General features: G+C 68.1%; 16 protein-coding genes. 7 read left to right on the top strand and 9 right to left on the bottom strand.

Annotated features, from left to right (window positions below; genetic code table 11):
* Window positions 1-88: 88 nt before the first annotated feature.
* From ACFVIU_RS00160 to eccE, 3 genes are all read right to left on the bottom strand, one after another.
* On the bottom strand, window positions 89-3,484 hold the full coding sequence (locus ACFVIU_RS00160; protein ID WP_385839607.1) for an SCO5717 family growth-regulating ATPase: 3,396 nt from the start codon (window positions 3,482-3,484) through the stop codon (window positions 89-91).
* A 345-nt stretch (window positions 3,485-3,829) separates the two neighbouring features.
* The gene (locus ACFVIU_RS00155) at window positions 3,830-4,603 is read right to left on the bottom strand and encodes a hypothetical protein (protein ID WP_385839605.1); all 774 of its coding nucleotides are present in this window, start codon (window positions 4,601-4,603) and stop codon (window positions 3,830-3,832) included.
* Window positions 4,600-5,937 carry a type VII secretion protein EccE gene (gene eccE / locus ACFVIU_RS00150; protein WP_385839604.1) on the bottom strand — a complete coding sequence of 446 codons (1,338 nt, stop codon included), beginning with the start codon at window positions 5,935-5,937 and terminating at the stop codon, window positions 4,600-4,602. Before eccE ends, ACFVIU_RS00155 begins: the two co-directional genes overlap by 4 nt.
* Before the next feature lie 185 nt (window positions 5,938-6,122).
* On the opposite strand from eccE, the gene eccB reads away from it, so the two are divergent.
* From eccB to ACFVIU_RS00135, 3 genes are read left to right on the top strand one after another with little or no spacing between them, the layout of a single operon-like run.
* Window positions 6,123-7,649: a type VII secretion protein EccB gene (gene eccB, locus ACFVIU_RS00145; protein ID WP_385839602.1), complete on the top strand. Its 1,527-nt coding sequence runs from the start codon at window positions 6,123-6,125 to the stop codon at window positions 7,647-7,649.
* A 17-nt stretch (window positions 7,650-7,666) separates the two neighbouring features.
* A complete protein-coding gene (mycP, locus tag ACFVIU_RS00140) occupies window positions 7,667-8,923 on the top strand; it encodes a type VII secretion-associated serine protease mycosin (RefSeq protein ID WP_385839601.1) in 1,257 nt (418 codons plus the stop codon).
* Window positions 8,924-8,943: 20 nt separating this feature from the next.
* Complete coding sequence (locus tag ACFVIU_RS00135) at window positions 8,944-10,416, top strand: PQQ-binding-like beta-propeller repeat protein (protein ID WP_385839600.1); 1,473 nt, start codon at window positions 8,944-8,946, stop codon at window positions 10,414-10,416.
* Between the two features lie 105 nt (window positions 10,417-10,521).
* On the opposite strand, the gene ACFVIU_RS00130 is transcribed toward ACFVIU_RS00135, so the two are convergent.
* The gene (locus ACFVIU_RS00130) at window positions 10,522-10,839 is read right to left on the bottom strand and encodes a DUF397 domain-containing protein (RefSeq protein WP_385839598.1); all 318 of its coding nucleotides are present in this window, start codon (window positions 10,837-10,839) and stop codon (window positions 10,522-10,524) included.
* Between the two features lie 284 nt (window positions 10,840-11,123).
* Here ACFVIU_RS00130 and ACFVIU_RS00125 point away from each other — a divergent pair, with 284 nt between their 5' ends.
* Together ACFVIU_RS00125 and ACFVIU_RS00120 are read left to right on the top strand one after the other, a co-directional pair.
* The gene (locus tag ACFVIU_RS00125) at window positions 11,124-11,480 is read left to right on the top strand and encodes a WXG100 family type VII secretion target (RefSeq protein ID WP_385839594.1); all 357 of its coding nucleotides are present in this window, start codon (window positions 11,124-11,126) and stop codon (window positions 11,478-11,480) included.
* 24 nt (window positions 11,481-11,504) lie between these two features.
* Entirely contained in the window at window positions 11,505-11,816 is a 312-nt protein-coding gene (locus tag ACFVIU_RS00120; RefSeq protein WP_385839593.1) for a WXG100 family type VII secretion target, read from the top strand.
* A gap of 64 nt (window positions 11,817-11,880) precedes the next feature.
* Here ACFVIU_RS00120 and ACFVIU_RS00115 read toward each other — a convergent pair whose 3' ends face one another.
* Window positions 11,881-12,462: a hypothetical protein gene (locus ACFVIU_RS00115; RefSeq protein ID WP_385839597.1), complete on the bottom strand. Its 582-nt coding sequence runs from the start codon at window positions 12,460-12,462 to the stop codon at window positions 11,881-11,883.
* Between the two features lie 265 nt (window positions 12,463-12,727).
* Window positions 12,728-13,339, bottom strand: coding sequence for a hypothetical protein (locus ACFVIU_RS00110; protein WP_385839596.1), 612 nt, complete (start codon window positions 13,337-13,339; stop codon window positions 12,728-12,730).
* Between the two features lie 477 nt (window positions 13,340-13,816).
* Between ACFVIU_RS00110 and ACFVIU_RS00105 the strand changes: the two genes are divergently transcribed.
* Complete coding sequence (locus tag ACFVIU_RS00105) at window positions 13,817-14,173, top strand: WXG100 family type VII secretion target (RefSeq protein WP_385839594.1); 357 nt, start codon at window positions 13,817-13,819, stop codon at window positions 14,171-14,173.
* A gap of 24 nt (window positions 14,174-14,197) precedes the next feature.
* A complete protein-coding gene (locus tag ACFVIU_RS00100) occupies window positions 14,198-14,509 on the top strand; it encodes a WXG100 family type VII secretion target (protein WP_385839593.1) in 312 nt (103 codons plus the stop codon).
* Window positions 14,510-14,688: 179 nt separating this feature from the next.
* On the opposite strand, the gene ACFVIU_RS00095 is transcribed toward ACFVIU_RS00100, so the two are convergent.
* The 3 genes from ACFVIU_RS00095 to ACFVIU_RS00085 all read right to left on the bottom strand — a co-directional run bounded on the left by ACFVIU_RS00095 (window position 14,689) and on the right by ACFVIU_RS00085 (window position 18,156).
* Complete coding sequence (locus ACFVIU_RS00095; RefSeq protein ID WP_385839592.1) at window positions 14,689-15,333, bottom strand: hypothetical protein; 645 nt, start codon at window positions 15,331-15,333, stop codon at window positions 14,689-14,691.
* Window positions 15,334-15,421: 88 nt separating this feature from the next.
* Entirely contained in the window at window positions 15,422-17,719 is a 2,298-nt protein-coding gene (locus tag ACFVIU_RS00090) for a hypothetical protein (RefSeq protein ID WP_385839591.1), read from the bottom strand.
* Between the two features lie 20 nt (window positions 17,720-17,739).
* Window positions 17,740-18,156, bottom strand: a complete 417-nt coding sequence (locus ACFVIU_RS00085; protein WP_385839590.1) for a hypothetical protein — start codon at window positions 18,154-18,156, stop codon at window positions 17,740-17,742.
* Window positions 18,157-18,249: the final 93 nt, after the last annotated feature.

Below are 18,249 nucleotides of genomic sequence, written 5' to 3'. Positions count from 1 at the left end.
GGCGCCGGTGTGGAGCCGTCCGGTGGCCAGCGCGCCGACCCCCGCCCCCGCGCACGCCCCCCCCCGCCTCTGTCGTACCGCGCTGCCCCTACTGCTGCGGCGGCTGCCCGTAGCCCTGCTGCGGCGGGTACGGCTGAGCGGGGGCCTGGGCCTGCGGCGGGTAGGGCTGCTGGCCCGGAGCGGCCTGCGGATACGGCTGCTGCGGCTGGCCCGGCTGGCCCGGCTGGCCCGGCTGGCCCGGCTGTGCGGGCTGTGCCGGATAGGGCTGCGGCGGCCCGGTGTACAGCTCCTGGCCGGGTGGCTGGGGGTACGGCTGTCCGGGCACGGGCTGGCCGGGCACCGGCTGACCCGGCATCTGCTGGCCCGGCATCGGCGGGGCGGCCACCGGCGGCGGGTTGCCGTCGCTGGTCCACAGCCCGTGCGACTGCTGGTGCCGTACGAAGTCCTCCGCGATCATCGCGGCCAGGTTGAAGTACGCCTCGCGGGTCCGCGGCCGCATCATGTCGAGGTCGACCTCGGCACCGGCGGCCAAATGCTCGTCGAAGGGCACCACCACGACCCCGCGGGTGCGGGTCTCGAAGTGGGACACGATGTCCTCGACCTTGATCATCTTGCCGGTCTCACGGACCCCGGAGATCACCGTGAGCGACCGGGAGACCAGATCCGCGTACCCGTGCGCGGACAGCCAGTCCAGCGTCGTACTGGCACTGCTCGCGCCGTCCACGGACGGGGTGGAGATGATGATCAGCTGGTCGGCGAGGTCGAGCACCCCGCGCATGGCGCTGTACAGCAGACCGGTGCCGGAGTCGGTCAGGATGACCGGGTACTGCCGGCCCAGCACGTCGATCGCGCGCCGGTAGTCCTCGTCGTTGAACGTGGTCGACACGGCCGGGTCCACGTCGTTGGCGATGATCTCCAGACCGGAGGGCGCCTGGGAGGTGAACCGGCGGATGTCCATGTACGAGTTCAGGTACGGGATCGCCTGGACGAGGTCGCGGATGGTGGCCCCGGTCTCCCGGCGCACGCGCCGCCCGAGCGTACCGGCGTCCGGGTTCGCGTCGATCGCCAGGATCTTGTCCTGCCGCTCGGAGGCGAGGGTGGAGCCGAGCGCCATGGTCGTGGTCGTCTTGCCGACGCCGCCCTTGAGGCTGATGACCGCGATCCGGTAGCAGGACAGCACCGGCGTACGCATCAGCTCCAGCTTCCGCTGCCGCTCCGCCTCCTCCTTCTTGCCGCCCAGCTTGAACCGCGAGGAGGCGGCGGCCGGCCGGCTGCTCTTCGCCTTCTGCCGCTTGTTGTTGAGCAGCCGGTCCGAGGACAGCTCGACGGCGGCGGTGTAACCGAGTGGCGCCGCACCGGGGTTGGCCATCTGCCGCTGGTCGTGCTGGATGGGCTGGGGCCACGCGGCACCGGAACGCGGATCGACCGGTCCCGGGCCGGGGGCCGGAGCGGGCTGCTGCGGGTTCGGCTGCTGCGGTGCGGGCGGGAAGCCGTAACCGCCGTGGGCGTTCTGGTCGTTCGGCTGGGGCTGGGGCTGGGGCTGGGGCTGGGGCTGGGGCTGGGGCTGGGGCTGGGGCTGGGGCCCCGGGGGTGCCGGGGGGAAGCCGTAACCGCCTTGGTCGGTGGGGCCGTTGGGGGCGGGCTGGGGCGCCGGGGGCGCTGGCGGGAAGCCGTAACCGCCCTGGGCGCCCTGGGCGCTCGGGTCGTTGGGGGTCGGCTGCGGCTGCGGCTGCGGCTGCGGCTGCGGCGCCGGCGGCCCAGGCGGGAAGCCGTAGCCGCCCTGCGCGGGGGCAGGGGGCATGGGCGCACCGGCCGGGTGGGGCTGGTTCGGCTGACCGGGCTGGTTCCAGGGCGCGGGTGCGGGCTGCGGCGGCTGCGGCTGGAACGGCGGCTGCTGGCCGGGGACGCCGAACGGCCCCTGCGCGGCGGGCGGCTGTGGCTGCGGCTGCCCCGGCATAGGCCCCGGCATCGGACCCGCCACCGGAGCCTGCGGCTGGGGCGTGGGCTGCTGCGGCACGGGCTGCTGAGGTGCGGTGGACTGCGGTGTGGCGGGCTGTGCGGGCCACTGGGCAGCCGGGGCCGGAGCGGCCGGCTGGTACGACGGCGGCAGCGGAGGTACCCCGCTCTGCGGCGCCGGCGGCGGAGCCCACGCGGACTGGGCGTCCTGCGGGGCGGGGGGAGCGGTGGGTACGGCGTCCTGCGGGGCGGGGGGAGCGGTGGGTACGGCGTCCTGCGGGGCGGGGGGAGCGGTGGGTACGGCGTCCTGCGGGGCCGGGGGAACGGGCGGTGCCGCGTCCTGCGGGGCGCCGGTCTCGGCGGCACCGGGCTCGGGCGCGCTGTTCTGGGGCACGGCATCCGTGGGCTGCGGTGCGGCATCAGCCTGCGGCGGCACGGCATCGGTGGGCCCGGAGACGTGCGCGTCCGCTGTCGGCGGCTCAGCGGCGGGAGTCTCCTCGGACTCCGGAGCGTCGGCCTGCGGAGCCTCCGGTGCCGCCTTCTCGATGGAGACCGGTGCCGGGGCAGGCTCCTGATCCTCGGCCACGGCGTCGGCGGCGGTGTCAGCACCGCTGTCGGTGTCGGTGTCGGTGTCGGTGTCGCTCGCGGCGACATCCTGCTCCTCGGCGGAGCCTTCCGCCCCACCCTCGGCGGAGCCCTCCGCCTCGGCCTCCCCGCCGTTCTCGGCCTCCGGCGCGGAGCCGCCCTCGGCTTCCGGCGCGGAGCCGCCCTCGGCCCCGGCCTCCTCCGCACCCGCGGGAGCGGCCTCGTCGCCCTGGCCGTCCTCGCCGCCGGAGGCATCCGCCTGGAGGGCGGCCGCGCGCGCGGCGATCTCGGCCATCTCGCGCTTCAGCGCGGCGGAGGAGAAGCGGATGGTGGCCCCGCTCTCCAGGTCGCCGTTGCTCATCTCCGGCTCGGCCACGGGAGACGCGGCCGGCACCTCGGACGGCCCCTGCTGCCCACCCTGCTCGGCCGACTGCACCACCGGAGGCTGAGGCTGCACACTCTGGGGCTGCACCGGCTGCTGGGGTTCGAAGCCCTCGGGCAGCTTCGGCATCGGGACCGCCTCCCCGACCGGCGGCGCGGGCGGCGCGGGCGGCGTGGGCATGGCGGGCGGAGTGAAGGGCGCACCCGGCACCGGAGCGGGCGGGGGCGGGGGAGCGTACGGCGCGCCCTGCGGCTGGCCGAACGGCGCCGCGGGCGGCGGGGTCGGTCCGGCGGCGGGCATGGCCGGAGGGAACGGCGGCATGCCGGGCGCCGCCGGGGCACCGGGCTCACCCGGAGTGCCCGGGCCGTTCGCCCCGGTGAAGCCGCCCGCGCCCGGCGCACCACCCGGACCGGCCGCCGTACCGGCCGCGTTCTGGGTGTACCAGGCGGGCGGGGCGTAGTCGATGGTGAACTCGCCGGTGGTCTCGACGGCCTCTGCGTCGGGCTGGTCATCGCCGGGTGTGGCCCAGCCCCCGCGCATCCCGTCCCGATCGCTGCTCACAGTTCCTCCTGGTGTGGTCGAGCACCCTCATGCCGTGCGGGGGCGACCCTGTTGTGTCGTTCCGAATCGTCCGTAGTCGTCGAGGCAGTCCGATCCACGGCTCACCCCCTGGGACACCGACGCCCGGCCCACGGTTCCTGCCATCGCGCCCGCTCCCAGCCTAATCACCGCACGCCACACCTCGGCAGGCCCGCCCACCTCTCGGCGGACGCCGACGGGGCTGCGACGCACCCCGAATCCCCGCATCCGCCCGGCGTTTTACCGTCGAAAGCAGGGAGTAAACGGAAGAGATGTGACGAACCGGAAAGGCGAGGCTGGATAACAAATGGGACAGGTAAGGGCAGTTCAGTCCATCCGGCGCGGGCCGCCCAACAATCCGGTCTCGGCGTCGGTGGGTTGCGTCAGCACGTACTGCCGGTCACGGTCGGTGCACCACAGGGTGACGCCGTCGGGCAGCGCCGGCAGCGACTCCACCTCGGTCCGGCTGAGCCCCATGGTGCGCCCCAGCTCGGTGGCCTCGTCCGGTGACACCCGCTGGATGCCGGCGAGCCGGGCCTGCCGCAGCAACCGGGGCGCGACCGGGCTGAGATACGGCAGCAGTGTCAGCACCGACTGCCAGGGCCCGGCCACCACCCGCCCGCGGGGCGGCCGCATACCGCAGTCCCGCACCACCAGCACCGGCGTACCGGCGGAGGCGCCCTGCGGCGGGACGCGTCCGACGTCGTACACGGACAGCCCGTTCTGCCCGCCGCCCATGGCGTGCACCATCTGCATCCAGGCCTGCGGCCGGCCCGTCTCCACGGCGACCCGCGCGCCGGTGGCCGCCGAGCGCAGCGCCAGCACCTGGGCGGTCCACAGGCCGCCGATCAGCACGATGTCGTACGGCGTCGGCCGGTTGATGCCCAGGACCGCGGGCTGCCCCTCGCTGTCGACCCCGGCCACCACACCGTCGTCGCCGATCGGCAGGGCCAGCGCGTCCAGTTGGGCTGCGGACAGGGTGTGCCGGCCGTGCCGGGGCCCGAGCAGTCCGAGGCCGTGCCGCAGTCGCTCGCCGGCCCGGCGCAGCCCGGACGCCTTGGGCGCCGCCCCCTCGGCCGCGTTCCTCGCAACCGTCGTCATCGCGCACCTCCCAGCGGCAGCGTGGCCAGCATGCCGGGCAGCTGCTCACGGTCGAGCCGGGACAGCCCGGCACCGGCCTGCCGGGCGGCGGCCTCCAGGGCGCGCCGGGCCGCGACGAGTTCGTCGTCGCTGCGGCCGGTCACCCGCAGATGACCGCACAGCGCGACCTCCTGCCGCTCCCCGCGCGCGAGGGTGAGACTGAAGGTGGTGGCCAGGGCCGGTATCGCCGTGACCTCGGCGATGAACTGCGGCAGCGAACCGCCCCGCGCGCCGCCCAGCTGCGGCCATCTGCGCACCCAGTACGTGGTGTGCCGCCGGTTGTCACAGCGCCAGCTGCGCCCCGACTCCTCCGTGCGCCGCTCCCTGGCCTCACCGCGCCCGGCCTCGGCGGTGACCAGCGGGTTGGCGCACGCGGAGGTGGCCAGCGCGGCGACCAGCTCCTCCTCGTCCAGCACCCGCGCCCGGAACCCGGCCCCGGTCAGCCGGCTCGCCAGATGGTCCGCGGTCCGCACCACGCACTTCTGCGCCCCGAGCAGCCCGCCGCCGCGGGCGGCCACGGCCTCCGCGCACAGCTCGGGGTCGAGCTTCAGCGCGATCCAGGTGATGCGCACGGCCGGGGCGCCCGTCCGCTGCTGAAGCGGGGCGTAGTTGGCGACGGCCACCGACTGCTGGGGCAGATGCAGCGCGGGCGCCGGCTGGGTGTGCTGCACGATCTGCGCGGACTCCAGCCGGATGCCGTCCACCTCCAACGCGTCCCGCACCAGGCCCAGCGGCAGCGGCTGCCGGGTCCGCTCGGCCCGCAGCGCGGTCGCGTCGGCCTCCACCTGGAGCACGGCCGTGAGAAAGGTCCCGTCCCCGACGATCCCGGCCGGCCGCCGCTCACGCGCGCCGTAGGAGTACGTGCGCAAGGCGGGCTCGCACTCCAGCGCGGGCACCAGGGAAGGCTCCGTGCCCGGCGGTATCGGGGTGTTGGCGGCGCGCCGCTGACGAGCCCTCAGCGCCCGTGCCGTGGCCAGCCAGTCCGGCAGGGTGCGGCCCCTGCGGCGGACCACGGCGAGCAGGACCAGCGCCACCGCCACCGGCGTCGCGACGGCCAGCGCCAGCGGGGCGACCGCCCAGCCGACGACCAGCACGGCCACCGCCAGTTCCAGCAGGACGAGCCGTTGCAGCCGGAACGAACCGGCCCGTCCCGGACGGGCCCGGAAGGACGGAGCGCCACTTGCCGCGGCGCCGGAATCCGGCCCGGCCGGCCGGCCGGAGGGCTCGGGGGCGGGCGCCGGGGAGCCGGTGGTCCCCGACCGGCCGCGCGACCGCGACCGAGTACCGGAAGCCATCACTGCATCCCCCCGTTTTACTCACAACTCACTGGTCCGAGCGGCCCGTCCGGGCCTCACCGAGGCCCCGGTACCCTACCCGTTCCACCGGTTCACACGGACACCATGCATAGTAGGGGGCCGGTCTGACATCGCGGCGCGGGACGGGTGCCCGCCGGTGCGACGACGGGGAGAAGCAGGCACCAATGGCATCACAGCGGGACGAACTCAACGCCTACACGTTCGCGAAGAGGCGCACCCTCGCGGCCTTTCTCCAGCCCTCGCCGTCCGGGTCCGAGGAAGGCGCCCCCAAGCCGCTCCGCGCGATCGTGCCCAGCCTGGTCGCCGGTGCGCTGACGCTGGCCGTGTTCGGCGCCTGGGGCATGTTCCGGCCCACCGCTCCCGCCGGCTGGGACACCCCCGGCACCCGGGTGATCGTCGGCAAGCAGTCCACGACCCGCTACGTGGTACTGAAGACGGGCAGGACCGCCCGACTGCACCCGGTCCTGAACCTCGCCTCCGCACGCCTGCTGATGAACGGCGCCGACTACCAGGTCATCCAGGTGAGTGACAGCATCCTGGACTCCGGCAAGCCACCGCGCGGCCCGATCCTCGGCATCCCCTACGCCCCCGACCGGCTCCCCTCGCCCGACGAGGCCGGCAAGCCCAAACGGTGGGCCGTCTGCGAACAGCCCGGCGGCAAGGGCGAGACCGTCCAGCAGGCCACCTTCGTCCTCGCCCGGCGGGACGCCCCGAAGACCGACGGCCCCGGCCGCCTCGCCGCCGGCGACGTGCTCTACGTCAAGACCCGCACCGGCGACCGCTACCTCGTCGACGCGCACGGAACGTCGTACGCCGTCACCGGAACCGAGACCGACGCCCTGACCACCGCCCTGGTCGGCACCCGCAAACCCCAGCTCGTCACCAAGGAATGGCTCGGCACCCTGCACCAGGGCGACCCCATCCGGTTCCCGCGACTGCCCCCGGGCGTCGGCACACCCGCCCATGTGCACGGACAGCTCTCGGCGGCCGAGAACAGGGTCGGCATGGTGCTGCGCACCCGGACCGGCGACGGCACCAAGTACTACGTCGTCCTGCCCGGCAAGGTGCAGCCGATCAGCGAGTTCACGGCCTGGCTGCTCATCTCCTCGCCGCAGACCGCCGGACTGGACATGAACGGCGAGGCACGCACCGTCGGCCTCCAGGACTTCACGGCCGACGCCACACCGTTCGCCGGGCAGGGCAGGTGGCCCGAGGCGCGCGCCCGGCAGGTCAACTCCGCCTCCTCCGCCACCGGACGCGACACCGTGTGCAGCGTGCTGCGCGACGCCGGCACCGGCTCCGCCCACACCACCACCCTCAGCACCTGGGCCGGCAAGGACTACCCCGTCGCGATCACCGCGGACGGCACCGGAACCTATGTCACCCCGGGCACCGGTCTCCTCTACACCCAGACCCAGGGCACCGAGACCGGCGCCGGAGCGCTCTTCCTGGTCACCGACACCGGACTCCGGTACGCCGTACAGACCAACGGAGACAGCGACAGCCGTACCTCGGACATCGGCGCGAACGGCAAGAAGACCTCCGACGGCAGCCCCGAGCCCAGCGAGGCCCAGGTCAAGCTCGGCTACCAGAACGTCCGGCCCGCAAAGGTGCCCGCGGCCTGGTCGGAGCTGCTCGCCAAGGGACCCCGCCTCGACACCAACAGCGCCCGCCAGCCCCAGGGTTCCTGACGCCTCCCCTGCCCGACATGACCGACGGACACGACGGACACGCGAAGAGGAGCGCCGTACGCGTGCTGCCCACGAAGGCGACCCTGCTGACCGCCGCCGCCCTGCTGACCGCGCTCGGCACCGCTCCGCCCGCCCCGCACCTCCGGCTGGACGGCAGCGGCGAGTGCACCTTCCCCGCCCACCAGATCAAGGGCACGCCCTGGGCGCTGCAACGCGTCCTGCTCGACCAGCTGTGGCAGGGCACCGACCAGGGCAAGGGCGTACAGGTCGCCGTCATCGACACCGGCGTGGACGACCGGAACCCGCAACTCGCCGGTGCCGTGGACAAGGCGGCCGGCCGCGACTACCTGGCCAAGGGCAAGGGCGGCGACCCCACCGACGACCAGGTGGGACACGGCACCAAAGTCGCCGGCATCATCGCCGCCCGCCCCCACAAGGGCACCGGCTTCGTGGGACTCGCCCCCAAGGCCACCATCATCCCCATCCGGCAGAACGACGCCGACAACAGCGGCGACTCCGACACCATGGCCCAGGCGATCACCTACGCCGTCTCCCGGGGCGCCGACGTCATCAACATCTCCCAGGACACGACCAAGCCGCTGTCCAACACCTCCGCCCTCGCCCAGGCCGTACACCGCGCGATCGCACGGAAAGTGGTCGTGGTCGCGTCGGCGGGCAACGACGGCGTGGACGGCAAGCCCAAGAACACCTACCCGGCCGCTTTCCCGGGCGTCCTGGCCGTGGCCGCCTCGGACCGCAACAACGAACGCGCGCCGTTCTCCCAGGCCGGAACCTTCGTCGGGGTCGCCGCGCCGGGAGTGGACATCGCCTCCACCGTGCCCGGCGGCGGCCAGTGCACCGACGACGGCACCAGCTTCTCCGCCCCCTTCGTCGCCGGGGTCGCGGCGCTGCTCAAGGAGAAGCATCCCGACTGGACCACCGCCCAGATCGTCACCCGGATCGAGCAGACGGCCGAGCGCTCCGTCAACGGCCACGACAACTTCGTCGGCTGGGGCGTCGTCGACCCGGTGCGCGCCGTCCAGGACTCGGACAGCGGCGACCCGCCGTCCTCCCCGACCCCCGACCCCGGCCCGTCCAAGGCACCGGAACCCGACGTAGCGCCGTTCTCCCTGGCGGAGACCCCGCAGGAGCGCAACCAGCGCTACGCCGTCTACGCACTCGGTGTCACCGCCGTCCTGGTCGCCGTCATCGCCGGTACCGCTGTAGTGGCCCGCGATCTGCGCCGCCGCCATCGAAAGGATCTGTCAGCGTGAGCTTCGGCCCACCTTCGTCGATGTACACCCAATCCGCGCTGGAGGCCGACCAGTCGCGGGCCAGACGCCGCAGACGCACGGTCGGCACGATCGCCGCCGTCGTGGCCGTCGTCCTCGCCCTCGGCGCGGGCCTGTACTGGTACCACTCGTCCGGCGAGCCCAAGGGGCACACCGACGCCAAGCCGGCCCAGCAGGCCCCCGACGCGATACGCGCGACCGTGGAACAGGCCCCCGGCTCGCCCGAGGGCGAGATGGTCGTCCACCACTACGAGGACAAGCTCACCGGCCAGCCACGGTACGCACCCGGCACCTGGGCCACGGGCAAGGTCCTCGCGCAGGCCGTCGCCCACACCATCCAGGGCTACACGATCGAGCCCAACCCGGACGACCGCAAGACCGCCTGGTCCCTCGACCTCGGCGGCTACATCTGCGCCGTCAGCCGCGACGTCACCGCCGACGGCCGCACCGCGGTCGTCGTCCAGCCCCCGGCCGCCAAGACCGGCAAGAGCGGCGTCTGCAACGAGGTGCTCTCCGTCGACCTCAACACCGGCAAGAAGCTCTGGCAGCAGAAGATGCCGGCGGCCGACTTCGCCTACGTCACCAACACGAACATCGCCCTGACCCAGGGGGTCGTGGCCATCGCCTGGAACCACGGCTCGGTGGCGTACGACATGGACAGCGGCAAGCGGCTCTGGAACACCACCGAGTCCACCTCCCAGTGCCATGACACGGGCTACGCCGGCGGCCGGGGCCTGCTGGCCCTCGTCACCTGCGGCGAGTCCAGCACCGCCACCTATCGCGCGGAGAAGATCGATCCCCGTACCGGCAAGATCATGTGGCAGTACAACGTCAGCAGCGGCATCCAGGCCGTCTACCTGCCCTCCGCCGAACCGCCGGTGCTCGCCGTCGCGGCCGGAGACACCCTCGTCACGGACCTGATCACCCTGGACCCGAAGAACGGCAAGCCGCTCGCCACCATCTCGCTGCGCGGTTACGACCCCAAGTGCGGACGCGACTACGCCGGCCCGACCTTCGGCGACATCGACAAGTGCGACGGCATGGTGGTCGGCCGCGACCGGATCTTCGTCATGACGAAGGACAGCGGCGAGATCGTCAAGCCCGCGAACAAGATCACCGCCTTCGACGTCCAGAAGGGCACCGCCGCCGCCTCCTTCAAGGGCCGCCCCTTCCAGACGGTCATCCCGGTCCGCATGAACGGCGACGACCTGATCATCTACCGCACCAGCCTGGACACCGTGCAGCCCGCGGCCGTGGTCGACTGGAACCCCCGGACCGACAAGGAGACCCCGTACCTCTTCTTCCACCTTCCGGAGGAGGAGTGGGAGCTGAGCGACCCCGAGTACTCGGACATCGTCTACGAACACGGCCGGGTCTTCTTCGCCCGCCGCATGCTGGAACGCGACGACAAGAACCCGAAGGACCCGGTGGTGTCGGCGCTGGGAGTGGGCAGCGCCGGCCTGAAGCAGCACTGAGCGGCGCGGGTGTGAACCGGTACTGACACGACAGAGGGGCGGCACACGTGCCGCCCCTCACCTTCTGCCGCTCTCCACTCCTGCCGCTCTCAACGGCAGCCGGCCTCAGTGGCGGCTGTCGGCCTCCCCCTCCCCGACCGCGAGCCCACCGTTGTGCTCCATCGGCTCCAGGTCGAACTCCCCGTCCCGCGCGCCGAGCACGAAGGCTCGCCACTCGGCCTCCGTGTACCGCAGCACCGTGTCCGGATCCAGGGACGACCGCATGGCGACGGCACCCTCGGGGAGATAAGCGATCTCGACGCGCTCCTCGTGCTCCTCCGTACCCGGAGCGCAGTGCCACTCGACGCCGGAGATGTCGAGCGAGTACAGCTCGTCCCGCTCGCGCTCTTTGCGAGCCTTGATCTCCTCAGCAGTCTCAGCCATGCCGCAGCGACCTTTCCCACGTACCGACAATCCACCGACCAGCGTAGTCTCAGCCGAACTCAGGCCGGTGGCCTTTGCAGTTGGAAGCGACACATCAAATGACTAGAGTGGCTTCCGGTACTACGTCAGTGGTACGTCACGGGGGCGGCGCGGTGTTGCTCCCGCGTCCGTGCACGCGGGGAGCGGTGGCACCTCTTGCCCACGGGCGGGCACCTCAGGGATTCCTCGCAGACCCGGCCCGGTGGCTGTCGCCACGATCAGGACAACAGGAGGGGCAAGAGGCGATGACGAAGCCGCAGTTCGACTTCAGCCATGACAGCATTACAGAACTGGCCAAGGACATCGACTCCTTCAACGTCGAACTGAGCAAGCGGATCGGTTCCCTGAACCAGGTCGTCGACATGGTCCAGGCGGGTTGGCAGGGTGCGGCCGGCAAGGAGTTCGACTCCCTGCAACGGGGCATCAACCAGAACCTGAGGAAGCTCCAGGACAACCTGTCGGACCTGGAGGAGATCGTGCGCATGAGCACCAACAAGTTCAGCGCGCATGAGCAGGAGCGAATCTCCGAGATCCGCAAGGTGGACAACTCCGGGGACATCCAGAGCAAGATCCTCGGCCAGGTCGGCGTCAACTACTCCTGAACCGCTGGAAAGGAAACGAAGAACATGTCGAGCAGCTTCGACCGGACAGCGGTCAACTACGACACCGTCACCCAGGCCGCGAGCGACGTCCGCAACACGGCGAAGAACCTCAGCGAACACCTCGAGGCCCTGATGCGCGCCGTCAAGGTCAAGGCCGAGACCTGGGAAGGCGAGGCCAAGACGGCCTTCGCTGAGATCCAGCGCAGCAACACCCAGGAAATGGCCGCCATGACGGAGAAACTGGCCCGCGTCGCCCAGCTCCTGGACGAGTCGGTCATCGGCTACCAGGACACGGACAAGGGCAACGCAGCGCGCTTCCGCATGCTGATGGGCTGAACCTGTCCCACGCAAGAGGGAGGCAGCGCAACCCGCGCTGCCTCCCTCTCTCCTCTGCTCCTGGTCAACCCGACGAAGAGGTGCCTGGGACAGGAGAAGTCGCGGACCAGAAGTCGGAGTGTTCGCTGGGCAACGGCGGCTCCGAGCCGTCGTACGTCGGCGCACCGGGCCTCGGCTTCGGCGGTGCGACGTCGGACTTCTCCACACATGGAGTGGTCACTTCGAAGTGTGCCTGCCCCTGGTACCCGAAAAGCAGGCGAATCTGGAATTTGTCCGGCGTCAGGAAGTATGTCGCGGGAGTCTCCTTGCTGTTGTTGGAGCCGCGGTAGGTGAACCCCTTTTTCTTCCAGTACTGCTCCACGACACCTAGGAAGTTCCCCCGCCGCTCGGAAGAGATGACAGTCGTCACGGAGATCCTCCTGGACACCGTGCAGCTGATGTCCGTGGAGATCCCATGCGCCCACTTCACCGGCGGTTTGATCGCATCCAGGGTGTCCGCAAGGAGATTGTCGGCCTGCTCCGCCGCTTCTTGCATGTTCATATGTGACGCCGCGTTCCCTTCGTCTGCCCCGCTCTCCCCTCCGACCAGCCCGCACGCTGTAGTGAGCGCGAGAAGCGCCGCAGCCAGGACGAGTCGCGTTTTCATCGACGTGCCTCCGGAGTGATCCCACCAGGATTACCGGCGACGATGTTGGCGATGCTGTCGGCGGACATCTGGTCCTTCACAGGGTTGAAGTAGTTGGAATGGGCTTCCATTGTAAAGGGGGTGAACGGATTCGGCCCCGCTTCTGTCCGGAAGCGCGTAGCCCCGAAATCCGCGCTCGCCGGGTCCTTGCCGAACCAGTTGTCATCGTGATCGGGGTCGCCCAGTTCCGCAGTGGCCTGTCCAGTCCACTACTGCTTCCGACGGCTCACTTCACTTCCTTGGCCAACCCGGAGCTGCCGAGGCAGGAGAGCTGCTGTGCGAGTCTGTACGACGCCTCGTTGAGCAGCTGCATGTTGCCCTTGTACGACACCAGCCCACGGCTCGCCGGCGCATAACGGAAGTCCGTTTCCACAACGGCCTGGCCGCACCTGAAGAACATGTGTGCGCCCAGGTCAGAGGCCTGTCCACGCAACCCGACTTTGAAGCCGACATTGCCCCTCAGCCCCTTGTCCGGTGACGGAGGAAGCTTGGGCAGGACCTTGAAAGAAAGGTTGATGTGCTGCTCGTTGCGTACTTCCTCCGGGGTGATCGAGCACAAGACGTGCTGCTTCTGAGCGGGAGTCCCCTTCAGCTCTCCATGGACGTTCGCAGGCACGTCGAACCCTCCGGCCGGCTCGCTGGAGAACTTCTTCGTGTCGGCGACCGTCTCCAGGGTGTGCGCTGCGGACTCTGACAGCCCACCGCACACCTGATCAGCCGACTGATAGTGGTCGTCACCTTTATCTGTGCCCCCACTGCAGCCGGTCAGCAGCGCGGCGGCAGCTAGGAAGATGACGGAACGTGTAATGTCGAGCTTAACCTTATGTGACGTCGCCATGAATCAATCCGTATCCGTCAGGTCGCCTTCACCGGAGCCGGAATTGTATTGCTGTTCCATGGCGTCCTTGGTGTTTTGGTACCAGGAAGAGTTCTTGAGGTCGGGGTGGGTCGCGACGTATACCGAGAGCGGGGCCATAGCCCTGCGCTGTGCGCTGCCGATGCTCCTCGTCGTCATAGACACCTGAAACGGCCTTCGGCGGGACCGGATGACCGGGATACCGACGCCGGCTCCCAGAAGCGCCGCGGCCGCGATGCCCAGGCCGATCCACAGCGCCGTGTTGTCGCCGTCCGACGTGGCTGCCGTAGCCTGCGGCTCGCTGTCGCTCTGACCACCTCCCGCTGAACCCGTGGCCTCCGAGTCATGGGGAGACGGGGACTTGGCAGCGGCTGCTGCGGCCAGGTCGGGCAGGGATTCCTCGCAGACCCGGCCCGGTGGCTGTCGCCACGATCAGGACAACAGGAGGGGCAAGAGGCGATGACGAAGCCGCAGTTCGACTTCAGCCATGACAGCATTACAGAACTGGCCAAGGACATCGACTCCTTCAACGTCGAACTGAGCAAGCGGATCGGTTCCCTGAACCAGGTCGTCGACATGGTCCAGGCGGGTTGGCAGGGTGCGGCCGGCAAGGAGTTCGACTCCCTGCAACGGGGCATCAACCAGAACCTGAGGAAGCTCCAGGACAACCTGTCGGACCTGGAGGAGATCGTGCGCATGAGCACCAACAAGTTCAGCGCGCATGAGCAGGAGCGAATCTCCGAGATCCGCAAGGTGGACAACTCCGGGGACATCCAGAGCAAGATCCTCGGCCAGGTCGGCGTCAACTACTCCTGAACCGCTGGAAAGGAAACGAAGAACATGTCGAGCAGCTTCGACCGGACAGCGGTCAACTACGACACCGTCACCCAGGCCGCGAGCGACGTCCGCAACACGGCGAAGAACCTCAGCGAACACCTCGAGGCCCTGATGCGCGCCGTCAAGGTCAAGGCCGAGACCTGGGAAGGCGAGGCCAAGACGGCCTTCGCTGAGATCCAGCGCAGCAACACCCAGGAAATGGCCGCCATGACGGAGAAACTGGCCCGCGTCGCCCAGCTCCTGGACGAATCGGTCATCGGCTACCAGGACACGGACAAGGGCAACGCAGCCCGCTTCCGGATGCTGATGGGCTGAGCCTCAGCCCACCTGAGAGGGAGGCCGCGCCTGGAGCGCGACCTCCCTCTCTTCTTGCTCGAAGCCACCACGGGCATCCCACACGGCTGCCCACCCGCGATCGACGGCGAACCGGTGCTGATCGCCTCTCCATGGCAGGCCGCCCCTGTGGCGTTCCACTGTAGGCGGCGGTGCTGCAGCTACCCTGAGGTCATAAGAGGTAGTGGTTTCATCGACACTGCCGAAGGAAATGCGATCTTGTTTGTACATTTAAGCAGTTTCGTCATCTTCTCGGCAGAGTGGAAGATGATTCGGAACTGAGTATTTTCGGAGAGGTCCAGGTCATTGAGGAGAATGCCCGTCACCAGGAGGGGCTTGTTCTCCCCGGTGCGTTGGCACGTGAAGAAGACGTCCGCCTCGCCGGCCCCGCTTGTCGCTTGCATTCCATATCCAAGCTTGTATGCCGAGTATGACGGGTAGCTGTTCTTCTGCCTTTCAGGGAACAGTGGCTGCAGTGCAGGCTCAAACTTGATAGACAACGCATTCTTGGCCGAGGGGGATGCGCCGTCAATCCGCACCTGGCAAACGTATGCGGCATGAGTTTCCTCTGCGACGGCCCTTGCAGCGGATGCGTGTGACTGCTTCGTCGTGGAAGCATCGTATGCGCGGCTGAAATTTTCGCTGTGTCGCGCCTCCTTGATGGCCTCAGCATCCACCACCCCGTCACACGAATTCTTTAGTGCGGCAGCCCCGTGGGAAGGTCCATCACTCCCGCATGCCGCACAGACCATGGCCAGCAGCATCGCGGTAGCTGAGCAAGCTCCGTACTTGGTCTTCCGTTTCATGCGGATGGCTCTTCCTGTCCCATCTCGACGCTCCCTTTTGCACGTCTCACGTTATGCCAGAATCGGCCTGTTGATTCGGAAACCTCAATCAGTCCGAGTCGGTCATGTCGGCCAGTTCGGATCCGTTGGTGTATGCCGTCTGCATATCTCGGCTGACGGACTGATACCACGAAGATCCCTTGAGCTCAGGATGGGTGGCCAAATATACCGAGAGTGGACTTGTTGCCCTGTTCTGGGCCAGCCTCATGAAATCTGACTTTTTCTTGATCTCTTGCATATCGAGCTTGTCGTTGTAGTCATCGACCTGTTGGCGCACTTCTCGATCGATTGCGATGCTTTCATGCGTTTCGATGGCTCCGCCAATTCCCTCGGCCAGCGATGGAACGACGAAGGAAACCACCCTTCCCGCACTTTCCACAGGCAGTGTGGCAATTGAGACGCCGGTGCTGATCGTTTGACTTACCCCGAACTTTTTCCATTCAGCGGCATCGCTCAGGGCATCGCTGTAGTCGTCGCTCTTCTGGGAGTACGTATCGTTGATCCCGGTGACGCAGGCCTGGTCGAGTGCACCACTGAACTTGGTGCCGGTCGTCAGAACGGTGGAAAGAGCATCGTCGGGGTGGGGATGAGCCTTCAGCGCGCTGATCGTGAACTCTTGTTGTGCGCCGGACAAGATGTCGTAAGCCACCTTGTCCCGACCCACCGCATTAAGGAAATTGAGCGACGTTTGATGTGCGAAATCGATATGACCCGGGCCGTGATGGTTGAAGGCGATGTTACTCAGGTCCTGGAACTCTGGGTGGTCGCCGAAATTCGAGAGAGACCAGTTGAGATCGTCAATATAGGCAGAGCCCATGAGTCCTAGGCTGTCGCCGATGCCCGGCCTGTTCTTGATGAACTGCGGATCCTGCCCGACCTGCCATACCACTTGCCCCATGATGTTGGCAGAGACGTTGTCCCTATGGATACCGTTCCCCGCCTGGTCGTAAGGGGCTCCGAGCGTTGCCGCTTCGAGGGCATGGCCAAGCTCGTCATAGCCGTACCCGCGACTCCCGTCTGCGGTGGTGTTTGCGTTGGGCCAAGAGCGGTCCACCAACAGGTATTTCAGGTCTTGATTGACCTTGTGGCCACCCTTCGCCCAGTCCTCGGAGTAGAAAAGATCCTTTGCGGCATGCGGATTATGCCCAAGAGCCTCCATGTAGCCGGCCATAGGGTCTTGCCCGTAGTCGTCCCCAGACCCGAAATTCAGGTACGGGTACTCGTCGCCCTCAGCGCGCCAGAGATCGGCCGGCTTCTCATGCTTGTGTTCCTTTTCGAACCCAATAAGGCCGTGCCCGTAGTCGGTGAGGAACTTGTCGTCGTACGATCCGTAGCGCATCAGGCTGCTCATGATCTGGAAGCCGTACGGACCCTTGTACGGAAGCACACTTCCTCTGTCTGGGTACTCAACTTGTGTACCTCCCAGGGAAATGATCTGCTTCTTCCACTCATTCATTGCGTGACTGTGGGAATGCGTGGCAGTAGCCAGAGTGAAGCTCAGTGACTTCTGAATATCGGCGGATGCCTTCGTCTGGGCGTCACCGGTCTGACGCCGGTCCGCGATACGAGTCCACAGCTCGAGAGTGCCCTTCGCGCCGAGCTGAGTCGTGAACTTCTCGGCGAAGTATGGATCACCTTCGTGGCGGGACAGCAGCGTGTTGATCCTCCGAAGTGTCTCGGGATCGAGCCGGTCGGTAGAGCTTGCCAAAGCCAGCTTGCTGCCTTTCCCGGTCAGCTTTTCGAGCTCCTTCAAGTCCTTGCCTGCCTGCTCGCGCCCCTTCTTGGCGTCCGCGATGCTGCTATACGTGTTCGAGTTAAAGCCCTTCCCGCGGCCATTGTGATCCTGACTCAAAGCCCAGGAGAGGGTGTCGTCAGCGTCTTGGGCGGTGGCGATGGCTGATTGAATGCTGCTCCGATAGGCTTGCAGCGTCTCCTGGTAGCTCTTGTTGAGCCATGGCAGATCCTCGGTGGGGGTATCCTTAGGGGGATTGAAATACACCTCACCGTCAGGCTTGATAGACAGGTACTTGTCAGACTCGATGTCGTGCTTCAAGCTCTTCAGCTTGGACTGAGAGCTGGTAAAGATCTCGTGTGCGCTGTCCAACAGTTTGCAGATATCGTCGGCTTCATCTGCTGCCGCATCGATCTGGTTTCCAACAAGCGTGGCCTTCTTTAGGGCGGCTGTTGCTGCGTCGCCCTTCCAGTCAGATCCCTCCAGGTCCTTCTCGACAGTGTTCTCGTACTGTTTGTGGACCTTTCTGAACTTCTCAGGCAGCTTGCGCCATTCGGTCACCGCCTCGTGCAGGTCGCTGAAGTCGGCGTGCAGGAGAGTTGTGTAGTCGAGCATGTCTTCCTCGTCCGGTGCCGTTACCTGAGTTCCTCGTGACGGTGACGGGCCTTCTCTTTCGCTTCCCGTGCTGCATAGTCACTGGCGCTGGACCGCAAGGCGCCGGCGATGTCATGTTCCAGCAGATCCTCGACGTACTTCATCTGTCCACGCCATCTGGTCATGAACGTAGAGAATGACGCAGCTGATTTGAATCCCTTCAGGCTTCCGGCAACCTGGTCAGTCTCCTTTGCCGCAGCATTGTCTGCCTTGGAGAAATCGCTGCGAACGGTGTCCGCATGAGTCGCCCGATTCCTCAGGAACGCGGCATCTGCGACCAGCTTCTTCCCTGAAGGGCCTCCCTCGACGCCGTCCGGCAGATGGTTCAGCTCCATGCTGCTGTGCTGCCGGGCAACGGCTGTGCGTCGCGCCTTCCCCCACATCTCATCGAACGACATGTTCCTCCTCGTCGTAATGGACACCTGAAAACGGCCTTCGGCGGTCGGGTTGACAAATCGCTGTGTGGAGGCCAGTCGCTGGCTAGCGCCGTG

It is taken from the genome of Streptomyces sp. NPDC127190 (assembly GCF_042672505.1).
In the GTDB taxonomy this organism is placed as follows: domain Bacteria; phylum Actinomycetota; class Actinomycetes; order Streptomycetales; family Streptomycetaceae; genus Streptomyces.
Note: the sequence above shows the minus strand (reverse complement) of the source record. Positions and strands in the feature narration are given on the sequence as shown.

Bases quoted from the DNA above. Each gene is read 5' to 3' on its own strand.
- ACFVIU_RS00115 (WP_385839597.1), bottom strand. From the start codon at position 12,462: ATGAAAACGCGACTCGTCCTGGCTGCGGCGCTTCTCGCGCTCACTACA.
- mycP (WP_385839601.1), top strand. From the start codon at position 7,667: ATGACCGACGGACACGACGGACACGCGAAGAGGAGCGCCGTACGCGTG.
- ACFVIU_RS00135 (WP_385839600.1), top strand. From the start codon at position 8,944: ATGTACACCCAATCCGCGCTGGAGGCCGACCAGTCGCGGGCCAGACGC.
- ACFVIU_RS00125 (WP_385839594.1), top strand. From the start codon at position 11,124: ATGACGAAGCCGCAGTTCGACTTCAGCCATGACAGCATTACAGAACTG.
- ACFVIU_RS00130 (WP_385839598.1), bottom strand. From the start codon at position 10,839: ATGGCTGAGACTGCTGAGGAGATCAAGGCTCGCAAAGAGCGCGAGCGG.
- ACFVIU_RS00100 (WP_385839593.1), top strand. From the start codon at position 14,198: ATGTCGAGCAGCTTCGACCGGACAGCGGTCAACTACGACACCGTCACC.
- ACFVIU_RS00090 (WP_385839591.1), bottom strand. From the start codon at position 17,719: ATGCTCGACTACACAACTCTCCTGCACGCCGACTTCAGCGACCTGCAC.
- ACFVIU_RS00105 (WP_385839594.1), top strand. From the start codon at position 13,817: ATGACGAAGCCGCAGTTCGACTTCAGCCATGACAGCATTACAGAACTG.
- ACFVIU_RS00110 (WP_385839596.1), bottom strand. From the start codon at position 13,339: ATGGCGACGTCACATAAGGTTAAGCTCGACATTACACGTTCCGTCATC.
- ACFVIU_RS00085 (WP_385839590.1), bottom strand. From the start codon at position 18,156: ATGTCGTTCGATGAGATGTGGGGGAAGGCGCGACGCACAGCCGTTGCC.
- ACFVIU_RS00095 (WP_385839592.1), bottom strand. From the start codon at position 15,333: ATGAAACGGAAGACCAAGTACGGAGCTTGCTCAGCTACCGCGATGCTG.
- ACFVIU_RS00155 (WP_385839605.1), bottom strand. From the start codon at position 4,603: ATGACGACGGTTGCGAGGAACGCGGCCGAGGGGGCGGCGCCCAAGGCG.
- ACFVIU_RS00120 (WP_385839593.1), top strand. From the start codon at position 11,505: ATGTCGAGCAGCTTCGACCGGACAGCGGTCAACTACGACACCGTCACC.
- eccB (WP_385839602.1), top strand. From the start codon at position 6,123: ATGGCATCACAGCGGGACGAACTCAACGCCTACACGTTCGCGAAGAGG.
- eccE (WP_385839604.1), bottom strand. From the start codon at position 5,937: ATGGCTTCCGGTACTCGGTCGCGGTCGCGCGGCCGGTCGGGGACCACC.